We start from the raw sequence: 16,149 nt of genomic DNA on the forward strand, positions 1-16,149 counted from the left end.
CGTCCGTAGCCCATCCTTCGAGGCTTCACCTTGCGATGCAATTGCATCGCAAGGCTCGCACCTCAGGATGACGCCGGTGCATGTGGCGCTAATGCCCGTGCCCGTGTTCCGGCAGCGCGACCCCGAACACCTTCACCAGATCCTGCACCTGCTCCGGCGACAGATAGCGCGGGTTCATCCCGCGCAGCAGCAGGTACACCTTCGCCGTCTCCTCCAGCTCTTCGGTCGCGAACACCGCGGCTTCCAGCGTGTCGCCGGCGACGACAGGACCGTGATTGGCGAGCAGCACCGATGAATATTTTCCTGCCAGTCCCTTGATCGCGTCCGCGACCGCGGGATCGCCGGGGCGATAATAGGGCACGAGCGCAGTGGCGCCGCATTTCATCAGGTAATAGGCCGTCATCGGCGGCAGCGCGGCGCGCGGGTCGATCTCGGGCAGCATCGAGAGCGCGACCGAATGCGTGGAGTGGAGATGCACGATTGCGCGCGCGCTGCCGCGCGTGTCGTAGAGCGCATTGTGCAGCGGAACTTCCTTGGTCGGCGCATCGCCCGAGACCAGCCGGCCCTGATCGTCCAGCCGCGACAGCTTTGCGGGATCGAGGAAGCCGAGCGAGGCATTGGTCGGCGTCACCAGCCAGCCGCCGCCATCCAGCCTGACGCTGATATTGCCGGAGGAGCCTGGCGTCAGCCCGCGCTCGAACAGGGACCGTCCGAAGCGGCAAACGTCCTCGCGCAGCCGGGTCTCGTTGCTGTTTTCAGTCCTCATGGCCGTCATGTCCGCTTGTCTCACGCTTTGGCAGCGCGGCCAAGCCGTGTTATCGGTTCGCCGAGCCGCCGCGAAGGCCGGCCGTCCGGGAAACGTCGCAAGGGTCAGTTGCATATGTCCGCCTCCACGTCTCAAAAACAGCACATCGCCATCGTCGGCCTCGGCTCGATGGGATACGGCATGGCGACCTCGCTGAAGCGTGCCGGCCATAACGTCACCGGCTGCGATGTTTCGGCTGACGCAGTGGCGCGGTTCGTGAAGGATGGCGGCGCGGGCGCCAAGACGCCGGCCGAGGCGGCCAAGGAGGCCGATATCGTCGTCAGCGTCGTCGTCAACGCCGCGCAGACCGAGACGATCCTGTTCGGCAAGGATGGTGCCGCCGAGACCATGCCGAAGGACAGCGTCTTCATATCCTCGGCGACCATGGATCCGGATGTGGCGCGGCGCCTCGCCAAGCAGCTGGAGGCGACAGGCCGGCATTATCTGGATGCGCCGATCTCCGGTGGGGCGCAGCGCGCCGCACAGGGAGAGCTGACGATTCTCGCCTCCGGCAGTCCCGCCGCGTTTGTGAAAGCGCGCCCCGCCCTCGACGCCATGGCCGCAAAGCTCTACGAGCTCGGAGATGCCGCCGGGCAGGGCGCGGCATTCAAGATGATCAATCAGTTGCTCGCCGGCGTGCACATCGCCGCCGCCAGCGAAGCCATGGCATTCGCGGCCAAGCAGGGCCTCGACATCCGCAAGGTCTACGAGGTGATCACGGCCTCCGCCGGCAATTCCTGGATGTTCGAGAACCGCATGCCTCACGTGCTCGACGGTGATTACACGCCGCGCAGCGCAGTCGAAATCTTCGTCAAGGATCTCGGCATCATCCAGGACATGGCGCGCAGTGCCCGATTCCCCGTGCCGGTCTCGGCCGCAGCGCTCCAGATGTTCCTGATGACCTCGGCCGCCGGCATGGGCCGCGACGATGATGCGTCGGTGGCGCGGATGTATGCGCAGGTCACCGGCGTCAAGCTGCCCGGCGACAAGTAAGGGGAACTCCGATGCCGCGTTTTGCCGCCAATCTCTCGATGATGTTCACCGAGGTGCCGTTCCTCGATCGCTTCGATGCCGCCGCGCAGGCCGGTTTCACCGCGGTCGAGTTTCTTTTTCCCTACGATCATCCGGCGGCGGCGGTCGGCGAGCGGCTCGAGCGCAACGGGCTGACCCAGGCGCTGTTCAACCTGCCGCCGGGCGACTGGAATGCCGGCGAGAAGGGCTTCGCCGCGCTCCCCTCGCGCTTCTCCGATCTCAAGGCGAGCCTGGAGACCGCGCTGCCTTATGCGAAGGCGACCGGCGTCAAGCGCCTGCATTTGATGGCCGGCATCGCCAACCGCGGTGAGCGCGTCGCGATCGAGGCCTTCTACAAATCGGTCGCGTGGGCCGCCGAATTCTTCGCCCCCCACGGCATCGACATCGTGATCGAGCCGATCAACGCCCGCAACGTGCCCGGCTACTTCCTGAACGATTTCGGTTTCGCGCGCGACCTGATCCAGGAACTGCGGCTTGCGAACCTGAAACTCCAGTTCGACATTTATCACTGCCAGATCATCCATGGCGACGTCACCATGCGTCTGCGCGAGATGATGCCGGTCATCGGCCACATCCAGATCGCCAGCATTCCCTCGCGCAACGAGCCCGACGGCGAGGAGTTGAACTACCCTTTCCTGTTCACTGAGCTCGACCGCCTCGGCTATACCGGCTTCGTCGGCTGCGAATACAACCCGCGCGGCAAGACCACCGACGGCCTTGCCTGGTTCAAGCCTTACGCAGGAGTGAAGCCGTGACACTTGCGTTGGGCTGCATCGCCGACGATTACACCGGCGCGTCCGATCTCGCCAACACGCTGACGCGCGCGGGCCTGCGCACCGTGCAGACCATCGGCGTGCCGGCGGACGATCTGTCATTGCCCGAGGTCGACGCCGTCGTGGTGTCGCTGAAGAGCCGCTCGATCGAGGCCGGCCTTGCCGTCACGCGTTCGCGCGCGGCAGACAAATGGCTGCACAGCCGTGGCGCGCGCCATGTCCTGTTCAAGATCTGCTCGACTTTCGATTCCACCGACGCCGGCAATATCGGCCCCGTGATGGACGCGCTGCGCGCCGATTGCGGCGAGGCGAACGTGCTGGTGACGCCCGCATTCCCCGAGACCGGTCGCACCGTGTACCAGGGCAATTTGTTCGTCGGCGCCGTCCCGCTCAACGAGAGCCCGCTGAAGGACCATCCGCTCAACCCGATGCGGGACTCCAATCTGGTGCGCGTGCTGGCGCGCCAGAGCAAGACGCAGATCGGCCTCGTCGACCTCGCCGCCGTCACGCGCGGCGCCGATGCGGTGCGAGCGCGGCTGGCGGAGCTTGCGGGCAAGGGCATCGGCGCGGCCATCATCGACGCCGTGTTCGACCGCGACCTCGAAACCATCGGCTTCGTGGCCGGCGAACATCGCTTGTCGGTCGGTGCGTCCGGCATCGGCCTCGGCCTCGCGCGGGCGCTGGTGTCGACCGGAAAGGTCAAGCCCGCCGCCGCGAGCAGCGAGTCCGGAGCTGCCGTCGGCGGGCCAGCAGCATGTCTTGCCGGAAGCTGTTCGCAGGCGACGCTTCAGCAGATCGCCAATGCCGAACGTGTCATGCCGGTGTTACATCTCGACCCGGAGCAGGTCGTTGCAGGTACTGGCGAAGCGCAGCGCGCGCTCGCCTGGGCCCGGCCTCGGCTGGCGGATGGTCCCGTTCTGATCGCCTCGAGCGCGACACCGGAAGCCGTTGCCGCCGTTCAGGCGCGCCACGGCCGCGACGCCGCCGGGCATGCCATCGAGCAGGCCATGGCCGACATTGCCGAAGGCCTGGTCCAGGCGGGCGTTCGGCGCCTGATCGTTGCCGGTGGTGAAACCTCGGGCGCCGTGGTCGACCGGCTGAAGATTCCCGGATTTCTCGTAGGAGTAGAAATTGCGGCGGGCGTCCCGGTGCTGCGCGCGGTCGGTGCGGAGGCGGGCCAGATGTTGCTTGCGCTGAAGTCGGGAAATTTCGGCGGCGCTGAGTTCTTCTCCGATGCGCTTGGGCTCATGCGCTGAGCGCAGGGCATTCTTAGGCCCCCATTCATTTCTTTCTGGCTTCCGTACTCGTACGGAGTCGTAGTTAACGTCTGCTCAGGTGCTCTGGTGTGGGATGTCGGCGCTGCTCCCTTTGATTGATTCGTATTCCCGGACGCGCGCCGGCTCCAGCACAAAGAGACCCGATAATGCTCGCCAATATCTCCATTCGCGCCAAGATCATCAGCGTCGTGGCGTTCCTGCTGGTCGCGATGACCGGCATGGGCCTGCTCGCCATCACGAAGATGCGGTCGATGAACGCGAACACCGTCGACATCACCACGAACTGGATGCCCAGCGTGCGGGTGATCGGGGATCTGCGCGCCAGCGTCATCACGTATCGCAACGTGGTTCGTCAGCACATGCTGGCCCCGACCCTGGAGGACAAGCTCGCGACGGAGAAGACCGCCGCCACCGTGATAGAGGCGCTCGCCAAGGTGCGGGCCAGGTACGAACCGATGATCACCTCTGCGGAAGAGCGGGCACTCTACGGCCAATGGTCCAAGCTCTGGGACGATTACAAGAAGGGCACCGAAGAGGTCATGGCGCTGTCGCGCAAGGAGGCCGGCAAGGTGCCGCAAGAGGCGCAGGAGCTCAACAGCAAGACGGTCAACAAGATCGGTCTTCAGGCCGATGAGATCCTGAACAAGGACATCGAGCTCAACACCAAGGGCGGCGAACAGGCCGCTCTGGATGCCGCCGACAGCTACGCCTATGCCTTCATGCTGGTGTCGGTCATTCTCGGCGTCGCCGTCGTGATCGGCATTGGTCTCAGCCTCTATCTCGTCCGCGACGTCTCGAGCGGCATCAATTCCATCACCGAGCCGATGCAGGCGCTGGGCCGGGGCGACCTTTCGGCCGAAGTCCCGCATCGCGGCGAGAAGACGGAGATCGGCGCCATGGCCGACGTGCTCCAGATCTTCAAGGAGGCGCTGATCGCGAAGAAGGCGGCGGACGAGGCTGCGGCCGCGGATGCCGAAGCCAAGATCGAGCGCGGCCGCCGGGTCGACGACATCACTCGCGAATTCGAGACGATGATCGGTGAGATCGTCCAGACCGTGTCGTCGGCCTCGACCCAGCTGGAGGCCTCCGCCTCGACGCTGACCTCGACGGCCGACCGCTCCCAGAGGCTGGCGACCACCGTTGCCGGAGCCTCGGAGGAAGCCTCGACCAACGTGCAATCGGTGGCGTCGGCGACCGAGGAGATGGCCTCGTCGGTGGGCGAGATCAGCCGTCAGGTGCAGGAATCGGCGCGGATGGCGGGCGATGCCGTCGGCCAGGCGCGCGCCACCACCGAGCGCGTCAGCGAGCTGTCCAAGGCGGCTGCCCGGATCGGCGACGTCGTCGAGCTGATCAATACCATTGCCGGCCAGACCAACCTTCTGGCGCTGAACGCGACCATCGAAGCCGCACGTGCCGGTGAAGCCGGCCGCGGCTTTGCGGTGGTGGCCTCCGAGGTCAAGGCGCTCGCCGAGCAGACAGCGAAGGCGACCGGCGAGATCGGGCAGCAGATCTCCGGCATCCAGGCGGCGACCAACGACTCGGTTGGTGCCATCAAGGAGATCTCCTCGACCATCGAACGCCTGTCGGAGATCTCCTCGGCGATCGCGGCCGCGGTGGAAGAGCAGGGTGCGGCGACACAGGAGATCGCCCGCAACGTCCAGCAGGCGGCGCATGGAACCCAGCAGGTCTCTTCCAACATCACCGACGTGCAGCGCGGCGCGACCGAAACAGGCACCGCCTCTTCGCAGGTGCTGTCGGCGGCGCAGATGCTGTCCAACGACTCCGGCCGATTGAAGAACGAGGTCAGCAAGTTCCTGACCAACGTCCGCGCGGCGTAGAACGTCCGCGCGGCGCAGATCCTCGTCCGATCAAAACACGAGCGGCGCCAAAAGCGCCGCTCGTCTCGTTCTTGCCGGCTGGCATGGCGCCGCCCGCAGTTGGCGTGTTCAGGACTCGCCCGTAATCCTACGGGCGAGTCGTTTCATCGATGGTTAAATCGGATTTACTAAAGTTGGGAGAGAGCAGGCTGGTGCGTGGCAGGGCTCGTATTGAAATAATTTCATCCTGAATGCGGTCTTTGGAGCCCCGATGCGCAAGAATCTTCCTGTTACCGATGTCGAGTATCCGGTTAGCGACGAGACGCTGATCGTCTCGCGGACCGATCTGAAGGGCAAGCTCAGCTACTTCAACGAGGACTTCATCGCCGCCGCCGGCTTCACGTCGGCGGAACTCATGGGCCAGCCGCACAATATCGTTCGTCACCCCGACATGCCGCCCGAGGCGTTCGACAACCTCTGGGACACGCTGAAGGCGGGCAAGCCCTGGCTCGGCGCGGTGAAGAACCGCCGCAAGAACGGCGACTTCTACTGGGTGCTCGCGACGGCCTCTCCGATCCGCGAGAACGGTCAGGTCAAGGGTTACACCTCGATCCGTACAAGACTGCCGGCCGACCAGCGCAAGCTCGCCGAACAGGTCTACGCTGCGATCCGCGAGAAGAAGCCGCATGGCTATCGCATCGACGCCGGCATCATTCGCCGCCGCTCGTGGCTCGACCGGTTCAGCGTCTTCACCGGCACGCTGAAGGCGAGACTCGTCACGACGATGGCACTCCAGCTGCTGTTCATGCTTGCGCTCGGCATCGGCGGTGCGACGCTCTCTACCAGCGGCTCGGCCGGCCTGATCCTGTCGCTGCTGGCCGTCGTCGGCGCCGCCGTCGTCAGCTTCGCCGGCTTTGCCACGATGCGCGCGATCCAGGGACCAATGCAGCATCTCAACGAGACCCTGGTCAACCTGGTGCAGGACAAGCTCGACAACCGCATCGTGATCGAGCGTGACGACGAGATCGGTGAGGCCCTGCGCAACCTCCAGACCGTGCAGACCATCATCCGCTTCAGCCGCGACGAGGTGCAGGCGGTGCAGCGCCGTGCCGAGACGCAGCGCAAAGCCGATATGACCAAACTCGCGGACGGATTCGAGGCCGCGATCGGAGAGATCGTCGAGACTGTCTCGTCGGCCGCGACCGAGCTCGAGGCGTCGGCCTCGACGCTGTCCTCGACCGCGGGCCGGGCGCAGGAGCTGGCTACAGTGGTCGCATCCGGCTCGGAAGCAGCATCCACCAATGTCCACTCGGTGGCGTCGGCCGCCGAAGAGATGTCGTCCTCGGTGCGCGAGATCGGCCGTCAGGTGCAGGACTCCTCCCGGATCGCGAGCGAAGCGGTCAGCCAGGCCCATGCCACCACCGAACGTGTCAGCGAATTGTCGCGGGCCGCATCCCGGATCGGCGACGTCGTCGAGCTCATCAATGCGATCGCCGGCCAGACCAATCTGCTGGCGCTCAATGCCACGATCGAGGCGGCACGGGCGGGCGAGGCCGGCCGCGGCTTCGCCGTCGTGGCCTCCGAGGTCAAGGCGCTCGCCGAGCAGACGGCCAAGGCCACCGGCGAGATCGGCCAGCAGGTCGGCGGCATTCAGGCGGCGACGCAGGATTCAGTCAGCGCCATCGGCGAGATCAGCGGCACCATCGCGCGTCTGTCGGAAATCGCCGCGGCGATTGCGGCGGCCGTGGAGCAGCAGGGCGCGGCCACCCGGGAAATCGCCCGCAACGTTCAGCAGGCCGCCCAGGGCACCCAGCAGGTCTCGTCCAACGTCGGCGACGTCCAGCGCGGCGCGTCCGAAACCGGCTCGGCGTCCTCGCAGGTGCTGTCGGCGGCGCAGATGCTGTCCCGCGATTCCAACCGTCTCAAGCTCGAGGTCGGCAAGTTCCTCAACTCCGTCCGCGCCGCGTGAGGCGGAGCGGCCGCATGGCTGCGATGTAGATTTCGCAGTGCGGTAGCAAGGAAGTGAAGGCGGAAAGTCTGCCGGAGGTTAGCGTTTCCGGCGGTGCTCAGGTAAAGGGGAACGGGGATCGCCCGGGGGGCGGATTCCACATTCTCGTTTGACCTGGAATTGCCTGGCGCATGATTGCACTGGTCCGTATCGCCCTGAGCCGGCCCTATACTTTCGTCGTGCTCGCGCTTCTGCTGCTGATCATCGGACCGCTCGCGGCGCTGCGGACGCCGACCGACATCTTCCCGGACATTCGCATTCCCGTGATCGGCGTGGTCTGGCAGTACACCGGCCTGCCGCCCGACCAGATGTCCGGCCGCATCACGACGCCGTTCCAGCGTGCTCTGACGACGACGGTCAACGACATCGAGCACATTACAGCCAATTCGTACAACGGCTTTGGCATCATCAAGATATTCTTTCAGCCGAACGTCGACATCCGCACCGCCAACGCCCAGGTCACTGCGATCTCGCAGACGCTGCTGAAGCAGATGCCGCCGGGTGCGACGCCGCCCTTGATCCTGAACTATTCGGCTTCCACCGTGCCCATCATTCAGGTCGCGCTGTCAGGCGAGGGGCTCACCGAACAGAATCTCGCCGATATCGGCATCAACCAGCTGCGCACGCCCCTGGTCACCGTGCCCGGTGCGGCGATCCCGTACCCCTTCGGTGGCAAGCAGCGTCAGGTCCAGATCGACCTCGATCCCACTGCGCTCCAGGCCCGCGGCCTCTCGGGCCAGGACGTCGCCAATGCGCTGGCCGCCCAGAACCTGATCACACCGGTCGGCACCCAGAAGATCGGTCAGTTCGAGTACAACATCCAGCTCAATAACTCGCCGCTCCGGATCGACGAGCTCGGCGATCTGCCGATCAAGACCGTCAATGGCGCCATGGTCTATGTGCGCGACGTTGCGACCGTCCGCGACGGCAATCCGCCGCAGACCAACATTGTCCACGTCGACGGCAATCGCTCGGTGCTGATGATGGTGCTGAAAGCGGGCGCGACCTCGACGCTCGACATCATCGCCGGCATCAAGCAGAAGGTCATCGACGTCAAGGATCAGATGCCCGACGCGCTGAAGATCGGCTTCATCGGCGATCAGTCGGTGTTCGTCCGCGGCGCAATCCAGGGTGTCGCCTTCGAAGGTGTGATCGCGGCGCTGCTCACCAGCGTCATGATCCTGCTGTTCCTCGGCAGCTGGCGCTCGACCATCATCATCGCGGTGTCGATCCCGCTGTCGGTGCTGGGTGCCATCATCATGCTGTCGGCGATCGGCGAGACGCTGAACATCATGACGCTCGGCGGGCTTGCGCTCGCGGTCGGCATCCTCGTCGACGACGCCACGGTGACGATCGAGAACATCAACTACCATCTGGAGCAGGGCAAGCCGGTCGAGCAGTCGATACTCGACGGCGCCAACCAGATCGTGACGCCGGCCTTCGTGTCGCTGCTGTGCATCTGCATCGTGTTCGTGCCGATGTTCTTCCTGAGTGGCGTCGCGCGCTTCCTGTTCGTGCCGATGGCGGAAGCCGTGATGTTCGCGATGATCTGGTCGTTTATCCTATCGCGCACGCTGGTGCCGACCATGGCGAACTATCTGCTCAAGGCGCACGTCCATCACGAAGGCGGGCCGCCGAAATCGCGCAATCCCTTCGTCTGGTTTCAGCGCGGCTTCGAGGCGCGGTTCGAGCGTATCCGCGGCGGTTACCATAATTTCCTTGGACTTGCGCTGGCGCATCGCGCGGTGTTCGTGATCGGCTTCCTCTGCGTCGTCGGCGCGTCCTTCGCGCTGGTGCCGTTTCTCGGGCGCAATTTCTTTCCGGCGGTCGATGCCGGCAACATCCTGATGCATGTCCGCACGCAAGTCGGCACCCGCGTCGAGGAGACCGCCAACCAGCTCGCGGACATCCAGAAGGCGGTGCGCAAGCTGATCCCGGGTGAGATCGAAACCATGACCGACAATATCGGCATGCCGATCTCCGGCATCAACATGACCTACAACAACACCGGCGTGATCGGCCCGCAGGACGGCGACATTCAGATCAAGCTGAAGGAGGGCCACAAGCCGACAGAGGAGCACGTCAGGGTGCTCCGTGAGCAGCTGCCGCGCCTGTTCCCCGGGGTCAGCTTCGCGTTCCTGCCGGCCGACATCGTCAGCCAGATCCTGAACTTCGGCGCGCCGGCGCCGATCGACCTGCAAATCCGCGGCGCCAATCTCAGCGCCAACTTCGCCTACGCCAACAGCCTGCTGGCGAAGGTCCGCAAGATTCCCGGCGTTGCCGATGCGCGTATCCAGCAATCGCCGAACAACCCGACCTTCAACATCGACGTCGACCGTACCCGCGCGCAATATGTCGGCCTGACCGAGCGCGACGTCACCAACAGCCTCGTGGTCAATCTCGCCGGATCCTCGCAGGTGGCGCCGACCTACTACCTCAACCCTGATAACGGCGTGTCCTACTCGATCGTGATGCAGACACCGCAATACCAGATCGATTCGCTCAGCGCGCTGCAGACGCTGCCGATCACCGCGGCCGGCAATTCGCAGTCGCCGATCCTCGGCGGCATCGCCGAGATCAAGCGTTCGACCTCGAGCGCGGTGGTGTCGCAATACGACATCCAGTCGATGGTGCAGATCTTTGCCACGACCACAGGCCGCGATCTCGGCGCTGTCGCCGCCGACATCCGTCAGCTGATAGCCAACACCGCCAAGGAGGTGCCGAAGGGGTCTTCCGTGGTGCTGCTCGGCCAAGTGCAGACCATGAACAGTGCCTTCACCGGCCTGCTGTTCGGCCTGCTGGGTGCCGTCGTGCTGATCTACTTCCTGATCGTTGTGAACTTCCAGTCCTGGTCCGATCCGTTCGTGATCATCACCGCTTTGCCGGCCGCGCTCGCCGGCATCGTCTGGATGCTGTTCATGACCGAGACGACGCTGTCAGTACCCGCGCTCACTGGCGCCATCATGTGCATGGGCGTTGCCACCGCAAACAGCGTGCTCGTGATCTCCTTCGCCCGCGAACGATACGAGGAACTCGGCGATCCCATCGCGGCCGCGCTCGAAGCCGGCTTCGTCCGGTTCCGTCCCGTGTTGATGACCGCGCTCGCCATGATCATCGGCATGGCGCCGATGGCCCTGGGGCTCGGCGAGGGCGGCGAGCAGAATGCGCCGCTCGGCCGCGCCGTGATCGGCGGCCTGATCTTTGCAACCTTCGCCACGCTGATGTTCGTTCCCGTGGTGTTCAGCATGGTACACAAGAAACAAGGCGCCAAAGCCGCCGCCCCATCGGAGACCGCGCATGTCGCCCACTGAACCCCGCTCCCCGGTGTCGCACCGGAAACTGGGCATCTTCGGCGTGGTGGCGCTGATTGCGGCAGGCCTTGTGGTCGGCACCGGCATCCGCGCCCGCGAGGAGCAGGGCACCAAGCTGAAGGAATGGACCGACGATCAGGCCATTCCCAGCGTCGCGGTAACCCAGCCCAACGCCAAGGCGCTCCACGCCACCCTCGATCTGCCGGGCCGGCTGGAGGCCTATTATCGCGCCCCGATCTTCGCGCGCGTGTCGGGTTACCTGAAGAGCTGGAACGCAGACATCGGCGCCCGCGTCAAGGCAGGGCAGGTGATCGCCGAGATCGAGGCGCCGGACCTCGATCAGCAACTCTTGCAGGCCCGCGCCGACCTCGCCAGCCAGCAGGCCAGCGCCCGGCTGTCGGAAGCGACGCTGAACCGGCGTAAGACGCTCGTCGCCTCGAACTTCGTCTCGGCGCAGGAGATCGACGAGCGCACCGCCGATCTTTCCAACAAGAACGCTGCTGTGAATTCGGGCAAGGCCAATGTCGAGCGGCTGGAAGCACTGGCCGGCTACAAGAAGATCACCGCACCATTCGATGGCGTCGTGACCGCGCGCGATACCGACGTCGGCGCGCTGATCAATGCTGGTGGCGGCTCGGGCCCGGCGATGTTCGTGATCTCCGATATCACCAAGCTGCGCGTCTACGTTAATGTTCCCCAGAACTATGTCCCGGCGATCAAGATCGGCGCCAAGGCCACCATCACGTTGCCCGAATACCCGAACCGGACCTTCCAGGCGACCGTGGAAGCTTCCTCGCAGGCCGTCGACGTCGCCTCCGGCACCACGCGCATGCAGCTCGGGCTCGATAATTCGTCAGGCGAGCTGATGCCCGGCGGCTATGCCAGCGTGAAGTTGAATCTCCAGCGCGACTCTGCGCCGCTCAGCATCCCCGCTAGCGCGCTGATCTTCAACAGCAACGGCCTGCGTGTCGCGACCGTCGGCCCGGACGACAGAGTGCTGTTCAAGCCCGTGACCATCGCCCGCGATCTCGGCCGCGAGATCGAGCTGGCCTCGGGCATCGCCGCGGACGATCGCGTCATCACAGCGCCGCCGGACGGCCTTTCCAACGGGGACGCAGTGCGCGTGGTTGGCGCCAAGGCCAAGCCGGCGACCGCGTCGGAGAAGCAGCCGACGAAGGGGTGAGGGGCGGCACTTCGCGCCGCACCGCGTCCGGGACACGAGCGCGAGCTACGCCACCCGCCACTCCGGCACGCCATCCGCCGCCATTGCGATTTCTCCAGTCGATCCCACCGGCGTCCGATCCATATTCAGCAGATGCGCCAGCGTCGCGCCATCGCTCGCCGGGATCCGCGCGAGCGTGCGGCGATCGTTCTGCGTCCGCAGCATCGCCACGCCATGCTCGACCTCGCCGCCGCGGCCGTAGAGCACGGTAAAGCTCTCCACCTTGCCCTTGCCATTTGCCTCCGTCACGAACTCCGGCACCGCGCGCTTGTTGCGGTCCGCCTCGCCTTGCACGCTGGTCTCCTGCGCCAGCGCTTCACGCGACGCCGTCTTCGACAGCACAAGCGCGTGATGCTTGGTGACGAAGCCGCCCTGGCCGTAGAGCAGGCCGAGTCTGGCGCCGTCGCGCACACGCCGCACCATCGCGCAGGCGGCATGCGTCATGTAGGTGTTGAGCGGCGCGCCGAAAAAGGTGAGGCCGCCCGTCACCGTCGGCTGCACGTCGGCGCCAAGCCCGAGCGTCCGCCGCGCCATCTTGGGCACACAGGGGAAGCAGCTGTAGAGCTCGATCGCGTCGAACCTCTTGCCGTCGCCGCCGGCGAGATCCATCACGGACTTCAGAACCGCATTCTGCGGATGGCTTTCGTAGAACTGGTCGCGCAAGAGATAGTCGCGCGGCTCCTCAGCCGAGGCACCACCGAGCGGATAGACTAATTTGTCCTCCGCAATGCCCGCCGCACGCGCCTTGGCGAGGCTGGTGAGCAGCAGCGCGCCGCCCATGTTGACGCTGGGGTTGGCGACCATCAGCTTGTTGTAGGGCCAGGCGATCAAACGATTGTCCGCGGTCGGCGTCGTGATCTCTTCAGGCGCATAGCGCCGCTTCAGCCAGGCATTGGGATTTTGCGCGGCGGCCACCGAATAGCGTGACCACAGCGTGCCGGATTCGGTCATCGCCTCGCGCGGCGTCTGGCCCCAATGAGGGGCGGAGGCGGCCTCATAGAAGGGATAGACCGTGACGGGGCGAAACACGCCGAGCTTCACCGCCAGCGGCTTCTGAAACGCCGCCCCGCGCTTGGGCTCCTCGACGTCATGGGCGAATGGGGTCCATGGCAGCTTGACGCCCGCACGCTCCGCCTTGGTCGCGGTCGACTGCGCCTCGGCGCCACAGACTGCGGCCACGGTGCATTCGCCGCGCGCAATGCGCTTGGCTGCTTCGTGGATGTAGCGGATTGGACTCTCGCCGCCGACGGGGCCGTAATAGCAATGTGCGGGCGAGATGCCGAGCCGCTGCGCCAGCAGCTGCTCCGGATCGCGATAGCGCCAACTCAGGAAGTTGACGACGTCGAGCGATTGCACCTGGCAGAGCAGTTTTGCGCCGGCGTCAGCCTCGGCGCGCCGCAGCGCCTGTTCGAGCAGATCGAGCGGCTCGAGGCCCTCGGTGATCTCCTTCGGACGGTCGACGATCTCGCCGACGCCGACGATGACGGGGATGCGGTCTTCTTGGGTATTGGTCATTTCTTCTTTGCTTCACGTTTTCAGATTTCGAGCACGCTGGCCGCGTATCACTCCGCCACCAGCGCATTCATGTGCTCGATGGCTTCGGCGAAATCTTCCTTGAACTCCTGCACCACGGCGCCGGCGGACTTCACGCTGTCGATCAGGCCGACGCCCTGGCCGACGAAATAGCTGACGAGATCGCGCGCGCTCGCGTTGCCGCTCGCGGCAGCCCGGTCGATCGAGTTGAAGGCATCGCGGCTGATGATGCTCTGCAGCGGCATCGGCAGCGCGCCCGGGCTGTCCGGCGCGCGATCCCAGGCATCGGTCCAGACCGAGCGAAGCTGCCGCGCCGGCTTCCCCGTGCGCCCCTTCGATCGCACGGCGTCGCGCGAGGACGCCGCGATCATCTTCTCGCGAAAGATCTCGGTGGTCTCGGCCTCCACCGTCGCAAGCCACACCGAGCCGGTCCAGGCGCCGGCCGCGCCCATCGCCATGCAGGCCGCCATCTGACGACCGGTCATGATGCCGCCGGCCGCCAGCACCGGCACGTCGCGGATGTTCTTGATCGCCTTGATCACCTCGGGCACCAGCACCATGGTCGAGACCTCGCCGCAATGGCCGCCGGCCTCGGTGCCCTGCACCACGAGGATGTCGACACCGGCCGCGACCTGGCGCAGCGCGTGCTCCTTGGCGCCGACGAGCGCTGCGACCGGCACACCGTTTTTCTTGCCCATCTCGATCATTGCCTTCGGCGGCACGCCGAGCGCATTGGCGATCAGTCGGATCGGATGATTGAACGCGACCTCGAGCAGCTCGAGCGCCGTCTTCCCGTCGAAGGGCTGCGGCTGGTTGGCGTCCACTTCAGTCGTGGTCAGCTCGATGTCGTACTTCCTCAGGAGATCGCGCGTGTAGCTGCGGTGCTCCTGCGGCACGCGCGCTTCGAGGCTCTTCCAGGTGACGTCCTTCTCGCCCGCGGTCGAGATGTTCTCGGGAATCAGCACGTCGATGCCGTAGGGCTTGCCGTCGACGTGATCGTCGATCCATTTCAGCTCGCGTTCGAGCGTATCAGGTGTGTGCACCGTGGCACCCAGCACGCCGAAGCCGCCGGCCCGGCTGACGGCGGCGACGACGTCGCGGCAATGGCTGAAAGCCAGTAGCGGGAACTCGATGCCCAGCATGTCGCAGATCGGCGATTTCATAGCTCCCTCCCGGCGGCCTGCGCGTTCTCGCTGCTTTCGTCGCGAAGCAAGCTGACGCGACCCGATCGATGACATGCCGGATTCGGCGAGGCATCTTGTGTGTAGGCGTCGGCTCCATCCGCAGGCCGCGCCGTCTTGCAGGCGCCCCGGATTGACAGCGGGGAAGGGGTGCCATGACAAAACGTGAAGCAGCCTCGCCCGGCAATGCGTTGCGGTGCCCTTGTCATTGGCCATTCCCGGGCTAATTAATGCAAGCGCATCTTTCCGCCGGAGCCCTCGCATGACCGACACCCCCGCCTATGTGCCGCCCAAGGTCTGGACCTGGAACAAGGAGAATGGCGGGCAGTTCGCCAGCATCAACCGCCCCATCGCCGGCCCGACCCACGACAAGGAACTGCCGGTCGGCAAGCATCCCCTCCAGCTCTATTCGCTGGCGACGCCGAACGGGGTGAAGGTCACGGTGATGCTGGAAGAGCTTCTGGCGCTCGGCCACAAGGGTGCCGAATACGACGCCTGGCTGATCAAGATCGGCAACGGCGATCAGTTCGGCAGCGGCTTCGTCGCCATCAACCCGAACTCGAAGATTCCAGCGCTGATGGATCGCTCCGGTCCGGAGCCGATCCGGGTGTTCGAGTCCGGCTCGATCCTGTTCTACCTCGCCGAGAAATTCGGCGCCTTCCTGCCGGAGGACGTCAAGACCCGCACCGAGGCGATGTCCTGGCTGTTCTGGCAAATGGGCAGCGCGCCCTATCTCGGCGGCGGCTTCGGCCATTTCTACGCCTACGCGCCGACCAAGATCGAATACGCCATCGATCGCTTCGCGATGGAGACCAAGCGCCAACTCGACGTGCTCGACCGGCGCCTCGCGGACAACGAATATCTCGCAGGCAAGGAGTATACGATCGCCGACATGGCGGTGTGGCCGTGGTACGGCGCGCTTGCCAAGGGACTGGTCTATGGCGCCGGCGAATTCCTCTCGGTGCAGGACTACAAGAACGTACAGCGCTGGACCGACCAGATCGCGCAGCGCCCCGCCGTGAAACGCGGCCGCATGGTCAACCGCGTCTCCGGCGATCCCGCCAGCCAGCTCCACGAGCGGCATGACGCGTCCGATTTCGAGACCAAGACCCAGGACAAGATCGCGCCCGCGACGTAGAGGCGTAGGGCGGATGAGCCGAAGGCGTAATCCGCCATCCCTTGGAGATTGC

11 protein-coding genes are annotated in these 16,149 nt (G+C 65.3%); 8 read left to right on the forward strand and 3 right to left on the reverse strand.

The genetic code is table 11. The annotated features are described in order from the left end of the window. Positions 1-88: 88 nt before the first annotated feature. The gene (gene otnC / locus ACFDR6_RS20800) at positions 89-775 is read right to left on the reverse strand and encodes a 3-oxo-tetronate 4-phosphate decarboxylase (RefSeq protein ID WP_375859332.1); all 687 of its coding nucleotides are present in this window, start codon (positions 773-775) and stop codon (positions 89-91) included. A 105-nt stretch (positions 776-880) separates the two neighbouring features. On the opposite strand from otnC, the gene ltnD reads away from it, so the two are divergent. From ltnD to ACFDR6_RS20835, 7 genes are all read left to right on the forward strand, one after another. Next, the gene (ltnD, locus tag ACFDR6_RS20805) at positions 881-1,798 is read left to right on the forward strand and encodes an L-threonate dehydrogenase (protein WP_212081193.1); all 918 of its coding nucleotides are present in this window, start codon (positions 881-883) and stop codon (positions 1,796-1,798) included. Between the two features lie 11 nt (positions 1,799-1,809). Next, entirely contained in the window at positions 1,810-2,592 is a 783-nt protein-coding gene (gene otnI / locus ACFDR6_RS20810; protein WP_212081194.1) for a 2-oxo-tetronate isomerase, read from the forward strand. Then, positions 2,589-3,866 (forward strand): 3-oxo-tetronate kinase, encoded by a 1,278-nt coding sequence (gene otnK, locus ACFDR6_RS20815; RefSeq protein WP_375859333.1) that lies wholly within the window; start codon positions 2,589-2,591, stop codon positions 3,864-3,866. Before otnI ends, otnK begins: the two co-directional genes overlap by 4 nt. A gap of 167 nt (positions 3,867-4,033) precedes the next feature. Further along, the gene (locus ACFDR6_RS20820; protein ID WP_317240451.1) at positions 4,034-5,725 is read left to right on the forward strand and encodes a methyl-accepting chemotaxis protein; all 1,692 of its coding nucleotides are present in this window, start codon (positions 4,034-4,036) and stop codon (positions 5,723-5,725) included. Between the two features lie 250 nt (positions 5,726-5,975). Continuing rightward, positions 5,976-7,673 carry a methyl-accepting chemotaxis protein gene (locus ACFDR6_RS20825; RefSeq protein WP_317240450.1) on the forward strand — a complete coding sequence of 566 codons (1,698 nt, stop codon included), beginning with the start codon at positions 5,976-5,978 and terminating at the stop codon, positions 7,671-7,673. A gap of 170 nt (positions 7,674-7,843) precedes the next feature. Further along, positions 7,844-11,023, forward strand: a complete 3,180-nt coding sequence (locus tag ACFDR6_RS20830) for an efflux RND transporter permease subunit (protein WP_212081198.1) — start codon at positions 7,844-7,846, stop codon at positions 11,021-11,023. Continuing rightward, positions 11,010-12,206 carry an efflux RND transporter periplasmic adaptor subunit gene (locus ACFDR6_RS20835; protein ID WP_212081199.1) on the forward strand — a complete coding sequence of 399 codons (1,197 nt, stop codon included), beginning with the start codon at positions 11,010-11,012 and terminating at the stop codon, positions 12,204-12,206. The genes ACFDR6_RS20830 and ACFDR6_RS20835 overlap by 14 nt, the downstream gene beginning before the upstream one ends. 45 nt (positions 12,207-12,251) lie before the next feature. Here ACFDR6_RS20835 and ACFDR6_RS20840 read toward each other — a convergent pair whose 3' ends face one another. Both ACFDR6_RS20840 and ACFDR6_RS20845 read right to left on the reverse strand, forming a co-directional pair. Then, positions 12,252-13,760 carry an acetyl-CoA acetyltransferase gene (locus ACFDR6_RS20840; protein ID WP_375859334.1) on the reverse strand — a complete coding sequence of 503 codons (1,509 nt, stop codon included), beginning with the start codon at positions 13,758-13,760 and terminating at the stop codon, positions 12,252-12,254. 47 nt (positions 13,761-13,807) lie between these two features. Continuing rightward, positions 13,808-14,941 (reverse strand): nitronate monooxygenase, encoded by a 1,134-nt coding sequence (locus tag ACFDR6_RS20845; RefSeq protein WP_317240447.1) that lies wholly within the window; start codon positions 14,939-14,941, stop codon positions 13,808-13,810. A gap of 280 nt (positions 14,942-15,221) precedes the next feature. On the opposite strand from ACFDR6_RS20845, the gene yghU reads away from it, so the two are divergent. Then, positions 15,222-16,097 carry a glutathione-dependent disulfide-bond oxidoreductase gene (yghU, locus tag ACFDR6_RS20850; RefSeq protein WP_375859335.1) on the forward strand — a complete coding sequence of 292 codons (876 nt, stop codon included), beginning with the start codon at positions 15,222-15,224 and terminating at the stop codon, positions 16,095-16,097. The last annotated feature ends 52 nt before the right edge of the window (positions 16,098-16,149 follow it).

Origin of the sequence: Bradyrhizobium tunisiense (assembly GCF_042263385.1) — a bacterium.
Taxonomy (GTDB): Bacteria; Pseudomonadota; Alphaproteobacteria; order Rhizobiales; family Xanthobacteraceae; genus Bradyrhizobium; species Bradyrhizobium tunisiense.